Annotated in this window: 15 protein-coding genes and 1 pseudogene; 7 read left to right on the top strand and 9 right to left on the bottom strand. The window is 74.4% G+C overall.

The window, feature by feature from the left end; translation table 11 throughout:
* Positions 1-43 precede the first annotated feature (43 nt).
* From ACZ5WK_RS00530 to ACZ5WK_RS00505, 6 genes are all read right to left on the bottom strand, one after another.
* On the bottom strand, positions 44-505 hold the full coding sequence (locus ACZ5WK_RS00530) for a protease inhibitor I42 family protein (protein WP_465543479.1): 462 nt from the start codon (positions 503-505) through the stop codon (positions 44-46).
* Entirely contained in the window at positions 502-873 is a 372-nt protein-coding gene (locus tag ACZ5WK_RS00525; RefSeq protein WP_465543477.1) for a hypothetical protein, read from the bottom strand. Before ACZ5WK_RS00525 ends, ACZ5WK_RS00530 begins: the two co-directional genes overlap by 4 nt.
* 25 nt (positions 874-898) lie before the next feature.
* Positions 899-2,479 (bottom strand): putative alpha/beta hydrolase, encoded by a 1,581-nt coding sequence (locus tag ACZ5WK_RS00520; protein WP_465543475.1) that lies wholly within the window; start codon positions 2,477-2,479, stop codon positions 899-901.
* 3 nt (positions 2,480-2,482) lie between these two features.
* Positions 2,483-2,794 carry a WXG100 family type VII secretion target gene (locus ACZ5WK_RS00515; protein ID WP_396321022.1) on the bottom strand — a complete coding sequence of 104 codons (312 nt, stop codon included), beginning with the start codon at positions 2,792-2,794 and terminating at the stop codon, positions 2,483-2,485.
* A 281-nt stretch (positions 2,795-3,075) separates the two neighbouring features.
* Positions 3,076-3,459, bottom strand: coding sequence for a barstar family protein (locus ACZ5WK_RS00510; RefSeq protein ID WP_465543473.1), 384 nt, complete (start codon positions 3,457-3,459; stop codon positions 3,076-3,078).
* Positions 3,456-4,109: a 4'-phosphopantetheinyl transferase family protein gene (locus ACZ5WK_RS00505; protein ID WP_465543471.1), complete on the bottom strand. Its 654-nt coding sequence runs from the start codon at positions 4,107-4,109 to the stop codon at positions 3,456-3,458. Before ACZ5WK_RS00505 ends, ACZ5WK_RS00510 begins: the two co-directional genes overlap by 4 nt.
* A gap of 1,168 nt (positions 4,110-5,277) precedes the next feature.
* Here ACZ5WK_RS00505 and ACZ5WK_RS00500 point away from each other — a divergent pair.
* Complete coding sequence (locus ACZ5WK_RS00500; RefSeq protein WP_465543469.1) at positions 5,278-6,090, top strand: SMP-30/gluconolactonase/LRE family protein; 813 nt, start codon at positions 5,278-5,280, stop codon at positions 6,088-6,090.
* Between the two features lie 99 nt (positions 6,091-6,189).
* Here the strand turns inward: ACZ5WK_RS00500 and ACZ5WK_RS00495 are convergent, their stop codons facing one another.
* Positions 6,190-6,393, bottom strand: a complete 204-nt coding sequence (locus ACZ5WK_RS00495) for a hypothetical protein (protein WP_465543467.1) — start codon at positions 6,391-6,393, stop codon at positions 6,190-6,192.
* 290 nt (positions 6,394-6,683) lie between these two features.
* Between ACZ5WK_RS00495 and ACZ5WK_RS00490 the strand changes: the two genes are divergently transcribed.
* Entirely contained in the window at positions 6,684-7,172 is a 489-nt protein-coding gene (locus ACZ5WK_RS00490; RefSeq protein WP_465543465.1) for a cysteine/serine endopeptidase inhibitor, read from the top strand.
* A 371-nt stretch (positions 7,173-7,543) separates the two neighbouring features.
* Positions 7,544-8,956, top strand: a complete 1,413-nt coding sequence (locus ACZ5WK_RS00485) for an NAD(P)/FAD-dependent oxidoreductase (protein ID WP_465543463.1) — start codon at positions 7,544-7,546, stop codon at positions 8,954-8,956.
* 52 nt (positions 8,957-9,008) lie between these two features.
* Here the strand turns inward: ACZ5WK_RS00485 and ACZ5WK_RS00480 are convergent, their stop codons facing one another.
* Complete coding sequence (locus tag ACZ5WK_RS00480) at positions 9,009-9,677, bottom strand: TetR/AcrR family transcriptional regulator (RefSeq protein ID WP_465543462.1); 669 nt, start codon at positions 9,675-9,677, stop codon at positions 9,009-9,011.
* 141 nt (positions 9,678-9,818) lie between these two features.
* Here ACZ5WK_RS00480 and ACZ5WK_RS00475 point away from each other — a divergent pair.
* Positions 9,819-11,299 (top strand): annotated as a pseudogene (locus tag ACZ5WK_RS00475) (MFS transporter).
* Positions 11,296-11,694, top strand: a complete 399-nt coding sequence (locus ACZ5WK_RS00470) for a cupin (RefSeq protein ID WP_465543460.1) — start codon at positions 11,296-11,298, stop codon at positions 11,692-11,694. The pseudogene ACZ5WK_RS00475 and the gene ACZ5WK_RS00470 overlap by 4 nt, the downstream one beginning before the upstream one ends.
* A 121-nt stretch (positions 11,695-11,815) precedes the next feature.
* Here ACZ5WK_RS00470 and ACZ5WK_RS00465 read toward each other — a convergent pair whose 3' ends face one another.
* Positions 11,816-12,802 (bottom strand): quinone oxidoreductase family protein, encoded by a 987-nt coding sequence (locus tag ACZ5WK_RS00465; protein WP_465543458.1) that lies wholly within the window; start codon positions 12,800-12,802, stop codon positions 11,816-11,818.
* A gap of 107 nt (positions 12,803-12,909) precedes the next feature.
* Between ACZ5WK_RS00465 and ACZ5WK_RS00460 the strand changes: the two genes are divergently transcribed.
* Together ACZ5WK_RS00460 and ACZ5WK_RS00455 are read left to right on the top strand one after the other, a co-directional pair.
* Positions 12,910-13,257, top strand: coding sequence for an ArsR/SmtB family transcription factor (locus ACZ5WK_RS00460; RefSeq protein WP_465543456.1), 348 nt, complete (start codon positions 12,910-12,912; stop codon positions 13,255-13,257).
* A gap of 115 nt (positions 13,258-13,372) precedes the next feature.
* On the top strand, positions 13,373-13,855 hold the full coding sequence (locus tag ACZ5WK_RS00455) for a DUF6528 family protein (protein WP_465543454.1): 483 nt from the start codon (positions 13,373-13,375) through the stop codon (positions 13,853-13,855).
* Positions 13,856-13,944 lie beyond the last annotated feature (89 nt).

The raw sequence follows: 13,944 nt of genomic DNA, 5'->3' as shown, positions 1-13,944 counted from the left end.
GTAGGGGCCCGCCCCCACAGCGCGTCCGTCCGAAGGCCCCGCCCTACGCCCGCACGTCCACGGTGAAGCGGCGGTCGACCTGTTCGGGCGCCATGTCGGCCGGCGGCGCGATCACCCCGCCCGCGTAAAGGTTGTGCAGGGCGATCTCCGTCCGGCCGGGGCCCATGGCGCGGAAGACGAAGAAGTGGCGGCCGCCCGAACCGAACACGCCGCCGGACCTGCCGAGGAGGTGGAGGTTGGCGACGTACTCCTCGTCCGACACCTGAACCGTGGCCGTGTCGGGGCGCGGCAGGGCCACCGTCCACTCGTCTCCCCAGGACGGGTGCGCGTCGACCTCGATCGAGAACAGCTGCCCCGGCTTGACGGTGAGCTGTCCCGACGCCGCGGTGAACACCTTGCCGTGGTCGAGCTTGCCCCGGGTCAGCAGGTGGACTCCCACCGCTCCCGCCGCGACCACGATGACCAGTGCGCCGGCCACCGTCAGCAGAATCCGGCGTCGCGTCATGACGTCGCCTCCCGGTTGGTCACCCGCAGGGCGAGGACGGCGGCGACCGCGTCCAGCCAGCGGGCGACCAGCAAGTCCCCCGAGGGGTCCTGGACGACCATCGCGGCCGCCTCCAGCCACCCCCGGGCCACGGCCGCTGCCGGGCCCGGCAGCGGTTCGGGCAGACCGGCCGCGTAGCGGGTGCCGCCCGCCTTGACCACTTCGCCGAGGAAGACGAGCGCACGCGGCAGCACGCCCAGCCGGTCGGCGGCGATGGCGGCGGCCACCGCGCCGTCCCCGAACAGGGCCGAGCGGTGCGCCCCCTCCGACGGCAGGCCGAAGCGCAGCAGGATCTCGATGTCGAGCGCGGCCAGCTGGCTGTCGCTCATGGACTGCGGAGTGCTCACAGCGGCCTCACTTGGGGAGCTGGACGTGGTCGGCGACGGGCATTCCGCCACCGGCGGCGGCGCCCTCCATGCGGTTGTTGACGAAGTCGCTCTCGCTGACCCAGACGGTGTAACCCCAGGGGTTGTAGATCTCCAGCTGGTCGCCGCGGTGCGCGATGATCATCATCTGGTGGCCGTCGGGACGGAACCAGGTGTCCTCCTTGACGCCGACCGGCACCGGCTTGCCCTGGTCCACCGCCTCCTCGACCTTGGCGAGCACGTCGCGGCGCTGCTCGGCGCCCTCCAGGTCCACGGTGCGGTAGCTCGCGCCGGTGTGCTTGCCGATCTCGTCGTTGGCGACGTCCTTGGAGTCGCCGTCGGACATGCCGTCCTGCCAGCTGCCCCACCAGCTGCGCTCGTCGTAGACCCGGTTCGTCTCCTTGTCCCAACGGTCCTTCGCTGCCTGGCCGTTGTCGAACTTCGGATCGCCGGGGTGGCCGCCGGTGGTGAGCTGGAAGGCGAACATCGGGTCGACCATCGCCCGGGCCGTGACGGTCGAGGCGGCGACGCAGGTCGGGTGCTGGCCCTGACCCCAGCCGACGCCCCCGTAGCCGGTGCCGTTCGTGTCGGACGAGAGGGAGGTGAGCTGCACCGGGGAGATCCGCTGAGCCAGCCAGTTCGGGTCGTCGCCGTGCTCGTGGATCTGCGCCCCGAAGGCCTTGACCTCGTCGTAACTGTGCCCGGCGGCCAGCGCCTTCATCAGGTAGGCGCGCTCCTCCGGGGACTTCGCGCCGGCCAGCAGCTCGTCGAAGCGGGCCCGGTCGGCGTCGCTCATCCTGTCCATGAACTGGCCGGCCCGGGTCACGTCGTTGGCGGTGAGGATCGCACCGGCCCTGTCGCTGCCCAGGAGGGAGGCGTCGACGAGGACCAGTTTGTCGGCCGCGCCGAGCCCCTTGTTCTTGAACTTGCCGGCCAGCGCCTTGCCCGCCAGCCCGTTCAGTTCGCGGGCCGCGGCCCGGCCGGCGTCCTCGGCCTTCACTGCCGCGTCGAACATCGACTTGATGCCGTCCTTGGCCTTGGCGTGGGCCGAGTGCATCTTGTCGTCGTCCCAGTGCACCGGGTCGGGTGCGCCGCCGACGGTGATGTCGTGCAGCAGCCCGAGCGCCTCCCGCAGCGGGGCGTCGCCCTGGCCGTGCAGCGACTGCGCCTCGCCGAGGGAGCCGGCGAGCGCCTTGAGCTGGTCGTGCCCCTTGGCCAGGGTCTCGCGGCAGCGCTGCAGGTCGTCGGCGGACGCCTTGACGACCTCGACGGCCTTCTCGCCGACCTGGCCGGTCCAGGCCTCCGGGAGCCGCTCGGACGCGGTCCGGGCGACCTCGAGCTGGACCTGGTCGAGCTGACTGCCCGCGTTGTGGTAGGCGGCGGCCAGTTCGCCCAGCTTCCCCGGGTCCCCCTTCGGCGCGTCGAGCTGCAGGGCGTCGTGCACGGCGTACTTGAGGTCGCCGGCGCCCCACATGCCGTGCGACTCGTCGATGGTCTTCTTGAGGCGCTCGACCTGGGCCCGGTGGCTGCCCGGGTCGATGCCCAGCGGATGTGCGTCGTGGTCGGGCACCGGTCACCGCGCCTGGAGGTGCTGGGAGATCTTGCCGTCCACGCCCGCGTAGTTGGCGGCGGTCTTGCCGACCTTGTCGCCGAGGTCGTGCAGCGCGTCGGTGTTGACGCCCAGCTCGTCCTGCCAGGCCGACCAGAAGGCCTTCGCCGCCTCCGGTGCGCCGTACGGCCCGAAGGTGTCCTCGCCGGACATGCTCAGCCGGCCCAGGGTGTCGCGGATCGTCCCCACGTCGTTGCCCGCGGTGGTCAGCTTGCCCGCCGCCGAGTCCAGCTTCTCCGGGTGGGCGGTGAAGCCCGTTCCTGTGCTGTCGGTCATTGTCCTGCCCCCGTTTCACTCACGGCCCGTCAAGGCCGCCGCACAGCATAGCCGCAGCTCGGAGGCGGTCCGGCCGCCCGAGCACGCCTGTTACGACACTGTCGCGAGGAAGGCACAAATCGATCGGAAACGGCCATCTCCGGTCTTGCCGAGGTAAAGGGCGGAGCCGGGTCGAAGACCGGTAACGGCGGGCGACGGGCGACGCCGGCGGAGGACGTGCCCGTACTGACGGAGGGCGGCACGGCATCGGCCGGCCGGCCCCCGTTCGTCGGACCGCCGGGTCAGCGCAGCCGCAGCCCGCCGGGGAGTTCGTCCTCGATGATCTCGACCAGCCAGTCGAAGACGGTCGGGCCCCGGCCGGCCCGGGCCTCGGCGAGGCGGGCGGCCACCCGGTCGCGGTTGCCGGGGTGGCAGCGGGCGAGCGTCAGTTCCAGCTGACGGGCCGTCTCGGGGTAGGAGAGGTGGTGGCGGGAGGTCTCGTGGTCACGCCACTCGATCACGTAGTCGCCGTCGTCGGGGGTGCCGAAGCCGCCGCGGAGGCAGTCGGCGAAGGCGTCGAGGTTGCGGCCGAAGTAGCCGCCGCAGCCGATGGAGCGGCCGGCCTCGGCCCAGAAGTCCTCCAGCGTGGTGATCCGGGTGCCGTCGACGACGTAGGTGACGGTCACGGCAGGACGGTGATCGCGGTGGCGAGGAGGCCGTTGCGCACGGTCCACCGGCCGGTGAAGGAGCCGAGGCGCCGGCCGTCGACCACCGGGCCGGGGACGAGGAGTTCGGCGTGGAAGGTGCCGTCGGTGCCGAGCGTGAGGTCGGCCTCGCTGAAGTCGAGGAAGAGGTGGGTGAGCGGGAACCAGGTCTTGTAGACGGACTCCTTGGCGCTGAACAGGATCCGGTCCCACGGGGTGTCGGGGTGCTCGGCGAGCAGCTCGGCGATGCGCTTCTGCTCGGCGGGGAGGGCGATGGCCTCGAAGACGCCCTCGGGGAGGGGGAGGGCGGGCTCGGCGTCGATGCCGAGGGAGACGACGTCGCCCGCGCGGGCGACGGCGGCGCCGCGGAACCCGGCGCAGTGGGTGAGGCTGCCGACCACGCCGTCGGGCCAGCCGGGGGCGCCGCGCAGGCCGGGGACGAGGGCGCGGTAGGGGAAGCCGAGGCGGCCCAGGGCGAGACGGGCACAGTGGCGGACGGTGGTGAACTCGCGCCGCCGGGAGTCGACGGCGCGGGCGATGACGGCCTCTTCCTCCGGTTCGAGCCGGGCCTGCGGCGGGTCGTCGTACGCGACCTCCACCACGACGGTCTCGGGCAGCAGTTCGCCGATCACAGGTCCCCCCTGAGTGTGTGCCGTGCGGACGGGACGAGCCTAACCCGGCCGGCCCCGGGGGCGGGGGCCGGCCGGGTGAGCGGCTGCGGAGCGGCCGGGTGTGCGGCGGGGTGTGCGGCGGGGTGTGCGGTGGGCGTGTGTGGGCCGCCGCGAAGGTGGGGTGGGTGGAGAGGTAGGCGACGGACTGTCATGGCGGTACCTCGGCTTTCGCGTGATGTCGTGGAATATCGCGTGGATTCGTGTGACTTCGGGTGGGGCGGGACAGGTGAAAGGGCAGGGGGCGCGTGCAGGCCGTGGGGAGTGGGGCAGGGCGCCGGCGTGCACGGAGTGCGCGGTGCAGCGGCTCGTGGGTTCGCGGCTTCGCGGGGAGAACGGATGGCGCTGGACGTGAGGGCTCGGCGCCGCGCCATGGACGGAGCCCGTCCGGCGAGCCAGGCCGGCCGGCCGGGCCGTGAGGGACTCAGAGGTTGGGGCTTCGGAGGTTCAGCCGTTCAGCAGGTGAGCGTTTCAGCGACAACAGAGGCTGCGGCGACGGCCGCGGCAGGGCGGGGACAGGCAGGGCACGGGACGTGGCGAACGGTGGTCATCGGCCCTCCTTCCGGCGTGCTGCGAGTGGGCTCGGCGCTCATCGTGCTGAACGCCGACGCCCGCTGTCAATCGCCATCTTGCCTGCTGAGCAGGGGTGTTGCCGCAGTGTGGCGGCCCTGTTGCGGCCGATGGCCGGACGATGGCGGGAGAGCTTCGCGGTGCCGATCGGCCTTGTAACGGGCCTGTCGGAGTTACTGACTCTCGGAGCGGAAGAAACCCCGGAGACGCTCCGCGGCGCTGCCGGGCACGCCCTGGGCCCGGGCGAGGAGGACGGTACCGAGCCTGGAACTGCTGCACGCCCGCGAAGGCGGCGAACCCCGGCACGGTGCCGAACGCGTGTGGGGAGGCGAGGTGCGCGATGGCGCCGGGGTCCGGCGTCACCAAGGCCGCGCGGCCGGCGCTCACCCGCACCGCCGCCGTTCGAGCGGAACCACGTAGGGTGCGGTGCAACGCCGTTGCGCCGGGATCGTCCCGGTGGAGCGTCACCGGCACGTCTGGACCGACCCGGAGCCGAGCGCGGCCCTGCTGCCCGAGGCCCTGCTGCCTTGAGATCCCGTTGACATCCCCGAGGAGAAGCCCGATGCGTGCCGAACCCGTTGCCGAGACCCCGCGACTCGCCCTCGGCGAGGGCCCGCGCTGGGACGCCTCCCAGGGCCGCCTCCACTGGATCGGAATCCGCGACCGCCGCGTCCTCACCCTGGACGCGTCGAGCGGCCGTGTCGGCGTCACCGAACTCGCCGTCACCCCCGGCGCGTTGATGTTCCGCCCGGACGGCCGGCCGGTGCTGGCCACCGAACGCGGCTTCGAGCTGCTGGACCCGGCCACCGGGCGCACCGAGCTGCTCGCCCCGGTCGAGGCCGACCGGCCGGAGCGCCGGATGAACGACGGCGCCTGTGACCCGTACGGCCGCCCGGTCGCCGGCACCATGCAGCGGGCCGAGCCCTGGCAGCCCGGCCCGCTCTACCGGTTGGAGGACGACGGTGTCGCGCGGCCTGTCCTGGACGGGCTGTCCGTCCCCAACGGCCTGGCCTGGCCGGAGCCGGACCGGCTCTGGCACATCGACACCCCGACCCGCCGGATCGACCTCTACGAGTACCCCGAGCACGGCCCGGTCGGCCGCCGGATCCGTTCGCTGGACGTCTCCCACCTGCCGGGCCTGCCCGACGGCATGACCCTCGACGCGGCCGGGAACCTCTGGGTGGCGTTCTGGGACGGCGCCGCCGTCCACTGCCTCTCGCCGGAGGGACACCTGCTCGCCACCGTGGAGCTCCCGGTGCCGCGCGTGACCAGCTGTGCGTTCGGAGGCCCGGACCTGCGCACGCTCTACATCACCACCGCCCGGACCGCCGAACACCCGCTCTCCGGCGCCCTGTTCGCGCTCGGCCAGGTCTGACGCCGTCAGCGGCCGCCGCTCCGGTGGGGTGGCGGAGTCGTGGCGGGCGGAGTCGGGGAGGGTGGAGCCGGGGCGGAGTGGCGCCCGCGTGGGGGCGCCTCATGTGCCGAGCAGGCGGGCGAAGTCCAGTCCGAGGCTGCCGAGGACGGGCAGCGCGCCGAGGTCGGTCACCCCGCCGACCGGGATGCTGTACCCCTGGTTGACCTCCCGGGGTGCGGCGGTGGTCGCGGCGGGGGTGACGCCGGCCAGCACGGCGGCGCCGAGGAGCGCGGCGGTGAGAGCGCTGCGAAGCGTGGGGTGCACGGGGCCTCCTGGGGCGCGGACCGTGCCCTGACAACGCCACCCCGTGCTGCGGTCACGTATCGTCCCGCCTTCGGCCGCGTTCGTAAAGCATCTTGCCTTGTGTTCATGACAACACATCAAAGGTCTGGACCTCGTCGGCCGGCCCGGCATAGCGTCCCTTTCCGGGAGGGTCGGACGTGCTCGAACTCCTCTGCTTCGCCGCCGACTTGGCCTGATCCGGCGAGTGTGAGGGAGGCCCCGGCCCCGCCCGTGCTCGGTATGCCGTCCGCACCAAGAACCGGAGGGGAACCATGCGAATCGCCAACATCAGGAGTGCCCGGATCCTGGCCGGCGCGCCGCTCGCCGCCGCCGCGCTGATCGCACTGACCGCAGGCTCGGCCAGTGCCGCGATCCCGATCAACAAGCCGATGAACGGCAAGGCCACCTACTACAACGACGCCGGCTACGGCGCCTGCGGCACCCGGATCAACGCCGCCACCCAGCTGCTGGTGGCCGTCTCGCACACCTGGTGGACCACCGCCAACCCGAACAACGACCCTGTCTGCAAGGGCATTTCGGTCAAGGTGACCTACCAGGGCAAGACCGTCACCGTGCCCGTCAAGGACCAGTGTCCGTCCTGCGACTCCACCCACATCGACCTCAGTCAGCCCGCCTTCGCCCGGCTCGCGCCGCTCGACAAGGGCGTGATCACCGGCCTCACCTGGCAGTTCGTCAAAACCGGTTTCGCCGGCGAGACCATCCCGCTCGCCGCACCCGTCGAGGGCTCGACGATCGGCTAGGCGGGACCGGCCGGGCGGCCGGCGCCCGCCGCCGCCCCAGGAGCGGCCACCCGGGGGCGGCCGGGCAACGGTGACCCGGCCGTCCTCGGGGCGCCGTCCCTCGCAGCCCCTCCCGGCGGTCGCGGGGAGCGGGTACCCGCCCGGGCCCGGCGCCGCCCCGGCACCGGAGACCTGGGAGGCCCCGGGGCCGGTGCCAGGCGAACCGCCGTCCGGCGTCCGCGTCGGCGTGCCGAGGCGCGGGACGGCGAACCCGCCCGGGAAGCCTGACAGGGTGCAGGGCGCGGCGGCCGGATCCTGGCAGCGTGGTGGTGGTCCGCACGGGAGGACGCGGCGTAGCGTCCCCGCAGATCACCGAGCGAAAGCAGGTTCCCGTGGCCCGCAACGGCGACGACACCCCGGCCGTCAACGGCGGCGTCTCCTTCTGGTACGCGCGCAGCGGCCTGCCCGAACCCCGGCCGGCGCTGCCGGGCGACGCGGACGCCGACGTGTGCATCGTCGGCGGCGGGTACACCGGGCTCTGGGCGGCGTACTACCTGAAGAAGGCCGAGCCCGGGCTGCGGATCACCCTGCTCGAACAGCGCTTCTGCGGGTACGGCGCTTCGGGGCGCAACGGAGGCTGGCTCTACAACGGCTTCGCCGGGCGGTCCGCCTTCGCCCGCCGGTACGGGCCCGGGCCGGCCGCCGCGATGCAGCGCGCGATGGACGCCGCGGTCGGCGAGGTGGCCGACACCGCCGCCGCCGAGGGCATCGAGGCGGACATCGTCCGTGGCGGCGTCCTGGAAGTCGCCCGCACCCCCGCCCAGCTCGCCCGGCTCCAGGCCTTCGCCGCGGCCGAGGCCGCCTACGGTCCGGACCGCATCCACCTGCTGACCGGCCGCGAGACCGCCGGCCGGATCCGTGTCGCCGGCGCGCTCGGCGGCACCTGGACGCCGTACGGCGCGCGCATCCAGCCCGCCGAACTGGCCCGCGGCCTCGCCCGGGTGGTCGGGGCACTCGGCGTACGCATCCACGAAGAGACCCCGGTCACGGCCGTCCGCCCCGCCGGACCGGGCCGCCGCGCCCGGGCCGTCACCCCGTACGGCACCGTGACCGCCGACCACGTGCTGCGTGCCACCGAGGGTTTCACCGCCGGGCTGAGCGGCGAACGGCGCACCTGGCTGCCGATGAACTCCGCGATGATCGCCACCGAACCGCTGCCGCCCTCCTTCTGGGCCGCGGCCGGCTGGGAGGGGCGCGAGGTCCTCGGGGACTTCGCCCACGCCTACATGTACGCCCAGCGCACCGCCGACGACCGGATCGCCCTCGGCGGGCGCGGCGTCCCCTACCGCTACGGCTCGCGAACCGACTCCGACGGCACCACCCAGCCGGCCACCGTCCGCCAGCTCCGCGCGATCCTCGACAGCTTCTTCCCCGCCGCCGCCGACGCCCGGATCGACCACGCCTGGGCCGGCGTGCTCGGCGTCCCCCGCGACTGGTGCGCCACCGTCGAGCTCGACCGCGCCACCGGCCTCGGCTGGGCCGGCGGCTACGTCGGCAGCGGCGTCACCACCGCCAACCTGGCCGGCCGCACCCTGCGCGACCTCGTCCTCGGCCACGACACCGGACTCACCCGCCTGCCCTGGGTCGGCCACACCGTCCGCCGCTGGGAACCCGAACCGCTGCGCTGGCTCGGCGTCCACGCCCTCTACGCGGCCTACCACGCCGCCGACCACCAGGAGTCCACCGGCCGCCCCACCACCTCCCCGCTCGCCCGCCTGGCGGACGCGATCTCGGGGCGCGGGTAGCGGGCGTCCGGCGGTCGGTCGGTCGGGCGAGCGGGCGTCCTGCAGCGGCCCGTCAGCGGGTGGCGGTGAGGCCGTCGATCAGGGCACGGAGCCCGTCCGCGTAGGTGTCCTCCGCGGTCAGCGGCGCCCAGCGGCCGGCGACCTGTGCCAGGCGGGGGAGCTCGTCCGGGTCGAGCTCGGCGAAGACCCGCTCGCGGTAGGTCGTTCGGTCGTCGTCCGCGCGCCGCCGGGCCGCCGTCGCCCGGACCACGATCTCTCCGGCGGTGTAGTACCAGATCGCACGGTATCCGTGCACGGCCTGCTCGGGGGAGAGTCCGCAGGCGACCAGGCCGTCGACGATCTGCTCGACGAACCAGAGCGCGGACGCGGACATCAGGTCGTCGGCGGTCAGCACCTCTACGATCCAGGGGCAGGCGGCGAGCGCCTCGTGGATCGTGGTGGCGGCCGCGACGATCCGCTCGCGGGGCGGGGCGGGCAGTTCGGTCCGGCGCAGCGTCCGTGAGGCGTAGTCGTCGAGGAGCAGGACGAGCAGCTCCTCCTTGTTGCGGACGTGGTGGTAGAGCGCCATCGGCGTACTGCCGACCTCCGTGGCCAGCCGACGCATGGTCAGCCGGTGCACGCCCTCCTCGGTGACGATCCGACGGGCCGTCCCGATGACCTCCTCGCGGGAGATGCGGGGAGGGCGGCCGGGGGATCTGCGCGGTGCGGGCGGTTGTGGCATGCCCCCCATCATCCCCGAGGCGCCGACAGCCCCGGGGCAATGCCAGTTTCGAGGCGCTGACAGTCCCGAGGGCGCCGGCGACCCGAGGCGCCGACGACCCGAGGAGTCGACAACGGTGGCCGCCCGCGCTAATTTCCTTACATGTATAAAAACTTACGAGGGCGCCCGGGAGCGGTGCTGGCGGCGGCTTGCGTCGCCCAGTTCGTCTTCGCCCTGGACATGTCGGTGGTCAATGTCGCCCTGCCCGCGATCCGCACCGCGCTGGGCTTCTCGGCGCTCGACCTGTCCTGGGTCGTGCACGTCTACGCGCTCACCTTCGGCGGGCTCCTGCTGCTGGGCGGCCGCGCCTGCGACCTCTACGGCCGACGGCGGCTGCTCCTGGTCGGCCTGGCCGTCTTCGGGCTCTGCTCCCTGGCGGGCGGCCTGGCCCGCGAGCCCTGGCAGCTGGTCGCCGCCCGCGCCGGCCAGGGGCTGGGCGCCGCCGCGGCCGCGCCGGCCGCGCTCGCGCTGCTCACCACCACCTTCCCCGAAGGCCCCCGGCGGGTCCGTGCACCTTCCCCGAAGGCCCCCGGCGGGTCCGTGCGCTCGGGGTGTGGAGCGCGGTCAACGCCGCCGGGGGAGCGCTGGGCGTGCTGGCGGGCGGACTGCTCACCGAGTGCGCGGGCTGGCGTTGGGTGATGCTGGTCAACCTGCCCATCGTGGCCGCCGCTCTCGCCCTGGTCCTGGCGGGCGTACCCGCCGGAGCACGGCCCGGCCGGCGCGAACGGCTGGACGTGCCCGGCGCCGTCCTGGCGACCGGCGGAGTCGGGCTGCTGGTGTTCGGTGTCGTCCGTACCGACGCCCGGGGGTGGGCCTCCCCGGCCACGGTGGCGACCCTCGCCGCCGCCGCCGTTCTCCTGGCCGCCTTCGTCCTCGTCGAATCCAGGGCGTCCGCGCCCCTGCTGCGGCTCGGCCTGCTGCGCAGCCGCTGGGTCGCCGGGGCCAACCTGCTGGTGTTCCTGGCCGCGGCCGGGCAGTTCACCGCCTTCTACCTCGTCTCCCTCTACCTGCAGCAGGTCCTGGGCCTGGGCGCTGCGGCGACCGGCGCCGCGTTCCTGCCCTGCTCGGCGGGCCTGGTGGCGGGCACCGTCGTCGCGACCCGCGTCACCGCGGCCCGCTCCCCGCGCGCCTCCCTGGTGCCCGGCGCGCTGCTGGCGGCCGCGGGCCTGGCCTGGTTCGCCTTCATCAGCCCCGACGGCGGCTTCCTCACCGACGTCCTCGGCCCGTCCCTCGTCACCAGCGTCGGCACCGGGCTCGTCCTGGCCCCGGTCGCCGCCGCCGCGACCACCGGCATCGCCCCCCACGAGGCCGGCATGGCCTCCGGTGTCCTCAACAGCTCCCGCCAACTCGGCGGCTGCGTCGGCCTGGCCGCCCTGGCCACCGTCGCCGCCCACCGCACCGGCACGGCCACCGGCCCCGCCGCACTCAACGACGGTTACGCCCTGGGCCTCGCCGTCACCGCCGCCCTCTTCGTCCTCGCGGCGGCCGTGGCGATCGGCGTGCTCCCCGGCCGCCGGGCCGGAGTACCTGACCCGCGACCCGCCGTCCGGGCGGAGAACCGACTGGAAGGAACGCGATCATGACCACGACGACCCCCGTCGACCTGTTCGCCTCGGCGCTGCAACTCCACCCCGACGGCGACGTCCGGGCCGCCGAGCGGCGGATGGTGAGCGGCGACCCCGGCGCCTGGCAGATCGCGACGTTCCACGCGGAGACCGACGCCGACGTCCACGCCGACCACTGGGAGATGCACCCGGAGGCCGAGGAGGCGGTGTGCTGCCTGACCGGCGGCGTCCGCCTCCACCTCCGTCCGACCACTCCCGGCGGCGACGAGTCCGTGGTGCGCTTGCGGGCGGGCACCGCCGCGATCGTCCCCCGGGGCCGCTGGCACCGCCTGGAGCTGGACGCCCCCAGCGACCTGATGTCGATCACCCTCCGCCACGGCACCCGACTCGAGAGGCGCACCGGCCCTCGCTGACCGTTCTACGGGCAGGCGAAGGCGAAGGCGCAGCCGCTGCCGGGCCGCCGCCGCGGTCCGTCCTCCGGGAGCCGAGGGCGGCGCCCGCGCAGTTCCCGTCCTCCGTGGCGGTCGGCGCCGCTCAACCGCCCACGCGCACTACGTACTTGCCGGTCGCCCGGCCGGCGGCCATGGCGTCGTGGGCGGCGGGGACGTCGGCGAGGCCGGCCAGCTCGGTGACGGGCAGGGCGAGCCGGCCGTCGGCGAGCAGGTCGGCGACCCGGGCGATGGCCCGGCCCAGTCGCTCGGGGGCGGTGGCGGCCAGGCCGCGGTGGCTGAAACCGGTGACGGTGAGGTTGCCGGCGAGCAGCCGGCCGACCGGGGGCAGCGCGCCGATGTCGCCGCCGCCCGCGTTGCCGAACAGGACGATCCGGCCGCCCACCGCGGCCAGGTCGAGGTCCAGCTCCAGGGCCTCGGTGCCCAGCGGGTCGAGGACGAGGTCGACGCCCCGCCCGCCGGTGGCCTCCCGGACGGCCTCGCGGAGCCGCTCGTCACGGGCGTACGCGTGGTGGTAGCCGGATGCCTCGGCGGCCGCGGCCTTCTCGGGGCGCCCCACGGTACCGAGCAGCAGGCCGCCGCCGAGCAGCGGCACGAGCCGGGCGATCGCGCTGCCGATCCCGCCGCCCGCCGAGTGCACGAGGACGGTGTCCCCGGCGGTGAAGCGGCCCGCGTCGGTCAGCAGCAGCATGGCGGTGGCCAGGCCGAGCGGGGCGGCCGCGGCCTCGCGCAGTGCGAGTCCGTCCGGTACCGGCACGGTGAGGGCGGCCTCGGTGACGACCACCTCGGCGAGGCCGCCGCCGGGCGGCGCGGCGACCACCCGGTCGCCCACCTCCAGCCCGGTGACCCCTTCGCCCACCGCCCGGACCGTGCCGGCGACCTCCTTGCCCGGCAGGTACGGCCAGCCGGAGTCGTAAGCGGCGTCGCCGCGACGGGTCATCACGTCGACGAAGTTCAGCCCGGCGTAGGCGACGTCGACCGCCACCTGGCCGGGGCCGGGGTGCGGCGCCCCGACCTCCTGGATCTGCGAGTTCTCGGCTCCACCGGGTGCGGTCATCACCAGTGCGCGCATGTCGGGCCCCTCAGCTACGATGTTCGACGAATGACGAAATTGCTGTGCGACATTGGTAGCACGCAATTTCGATGATTGTCGAACATGACTGACAGGGAGGGCCGTCCGTGCCCCGCAGCAGCACCCGGCGCAAGGCGCCGCTCGCGCACCCCGAGACCGGGGAGATCGACCTGTTCGACGTGCTGCACGCGCTCGCCGACCCCACCCGCATGACCATCGTGCGCATCCTGCGCGCCGAAACCGAACGCGCCTGCGGCACCTTCCCGGTCGACGTCGCGCCCTCGACCCTCAGTCACCACTTCAAGGTGCTGCGCGAGTCCGGCGTGGTCCGCCAGCGCGAGGAGGCCAACCGCCGCCTGACCGCCCTGCGCGCCGCCGACCTGGAGCAGCGCTTCCCCGGCCTCCTCGACACCGTCCTCGCCGCCCACGCCCGCACCGGGGCCGGTGCCGGTTAGGGCGATTGCGGCAAGTCCAGCCCGGTCTCCCGGCCAGGGCGTTCCCGCGTCGAGCCGGATCCGTCGGCCGTCCGGGCGTGCCCGCCGGCAGGCCGGGCCGCCGCCCCGCACGGTGGTGCCCCGCGCCGAGTACCGGCTGCCCGGCGCGCACGGCGTGCAGTGGGACCGGCGCAGCGGGCTGCTCCGGGCGGTGGGGGGCGACGCTCTCACCGCCCTGCGGGTCGGCGGCACGCCGGCGGCGCCCGAGCTCACCGCCGTCCGCAGTGCCGCGCTGCCGGAGCCGGGCGGGCACGACCTCGCTCCGGTGCTCGCCGCGCCCGGCCGGTTCTGGGTGAGCGCCGCCTCGAACGTGTGGCAGTACGACCCGGCGGGCGGCCGCTTCACCCGGGTGCCGCTCGGCTCCGAGGCCGCCGGACGGGACGTCAAGAGCGTCGGCGAAGAGCCGGGTACCGGGCGGCTGCTGACCGCGGCCCCCGACCGTGCCGGGCCCTGTTCCTCGTGCGCCTCGGTGGTCACCTTCCACCGCCCGGACGGCGTCCGCGTGCTGTCCGGGACGCACCTGTACAAGGCGCGTTGGTGGGCCAGTTGGACCGGCTGACCGGCGGGGGCCCGGCCGGTCCCGTGGTGACGCGGGGTGACGGGCCGGGAGGGCATTCGGATGATGCGGCAGATTTTATGCCCCCGCAA

This window comes from Kitasatospora sp. NPDC032757 (assembly GCF_055579305.1).
Note: the sequence above shows the minus strand (reverse complement) of the source record. Positions and strands in the feature narration are given on the sequence as shown.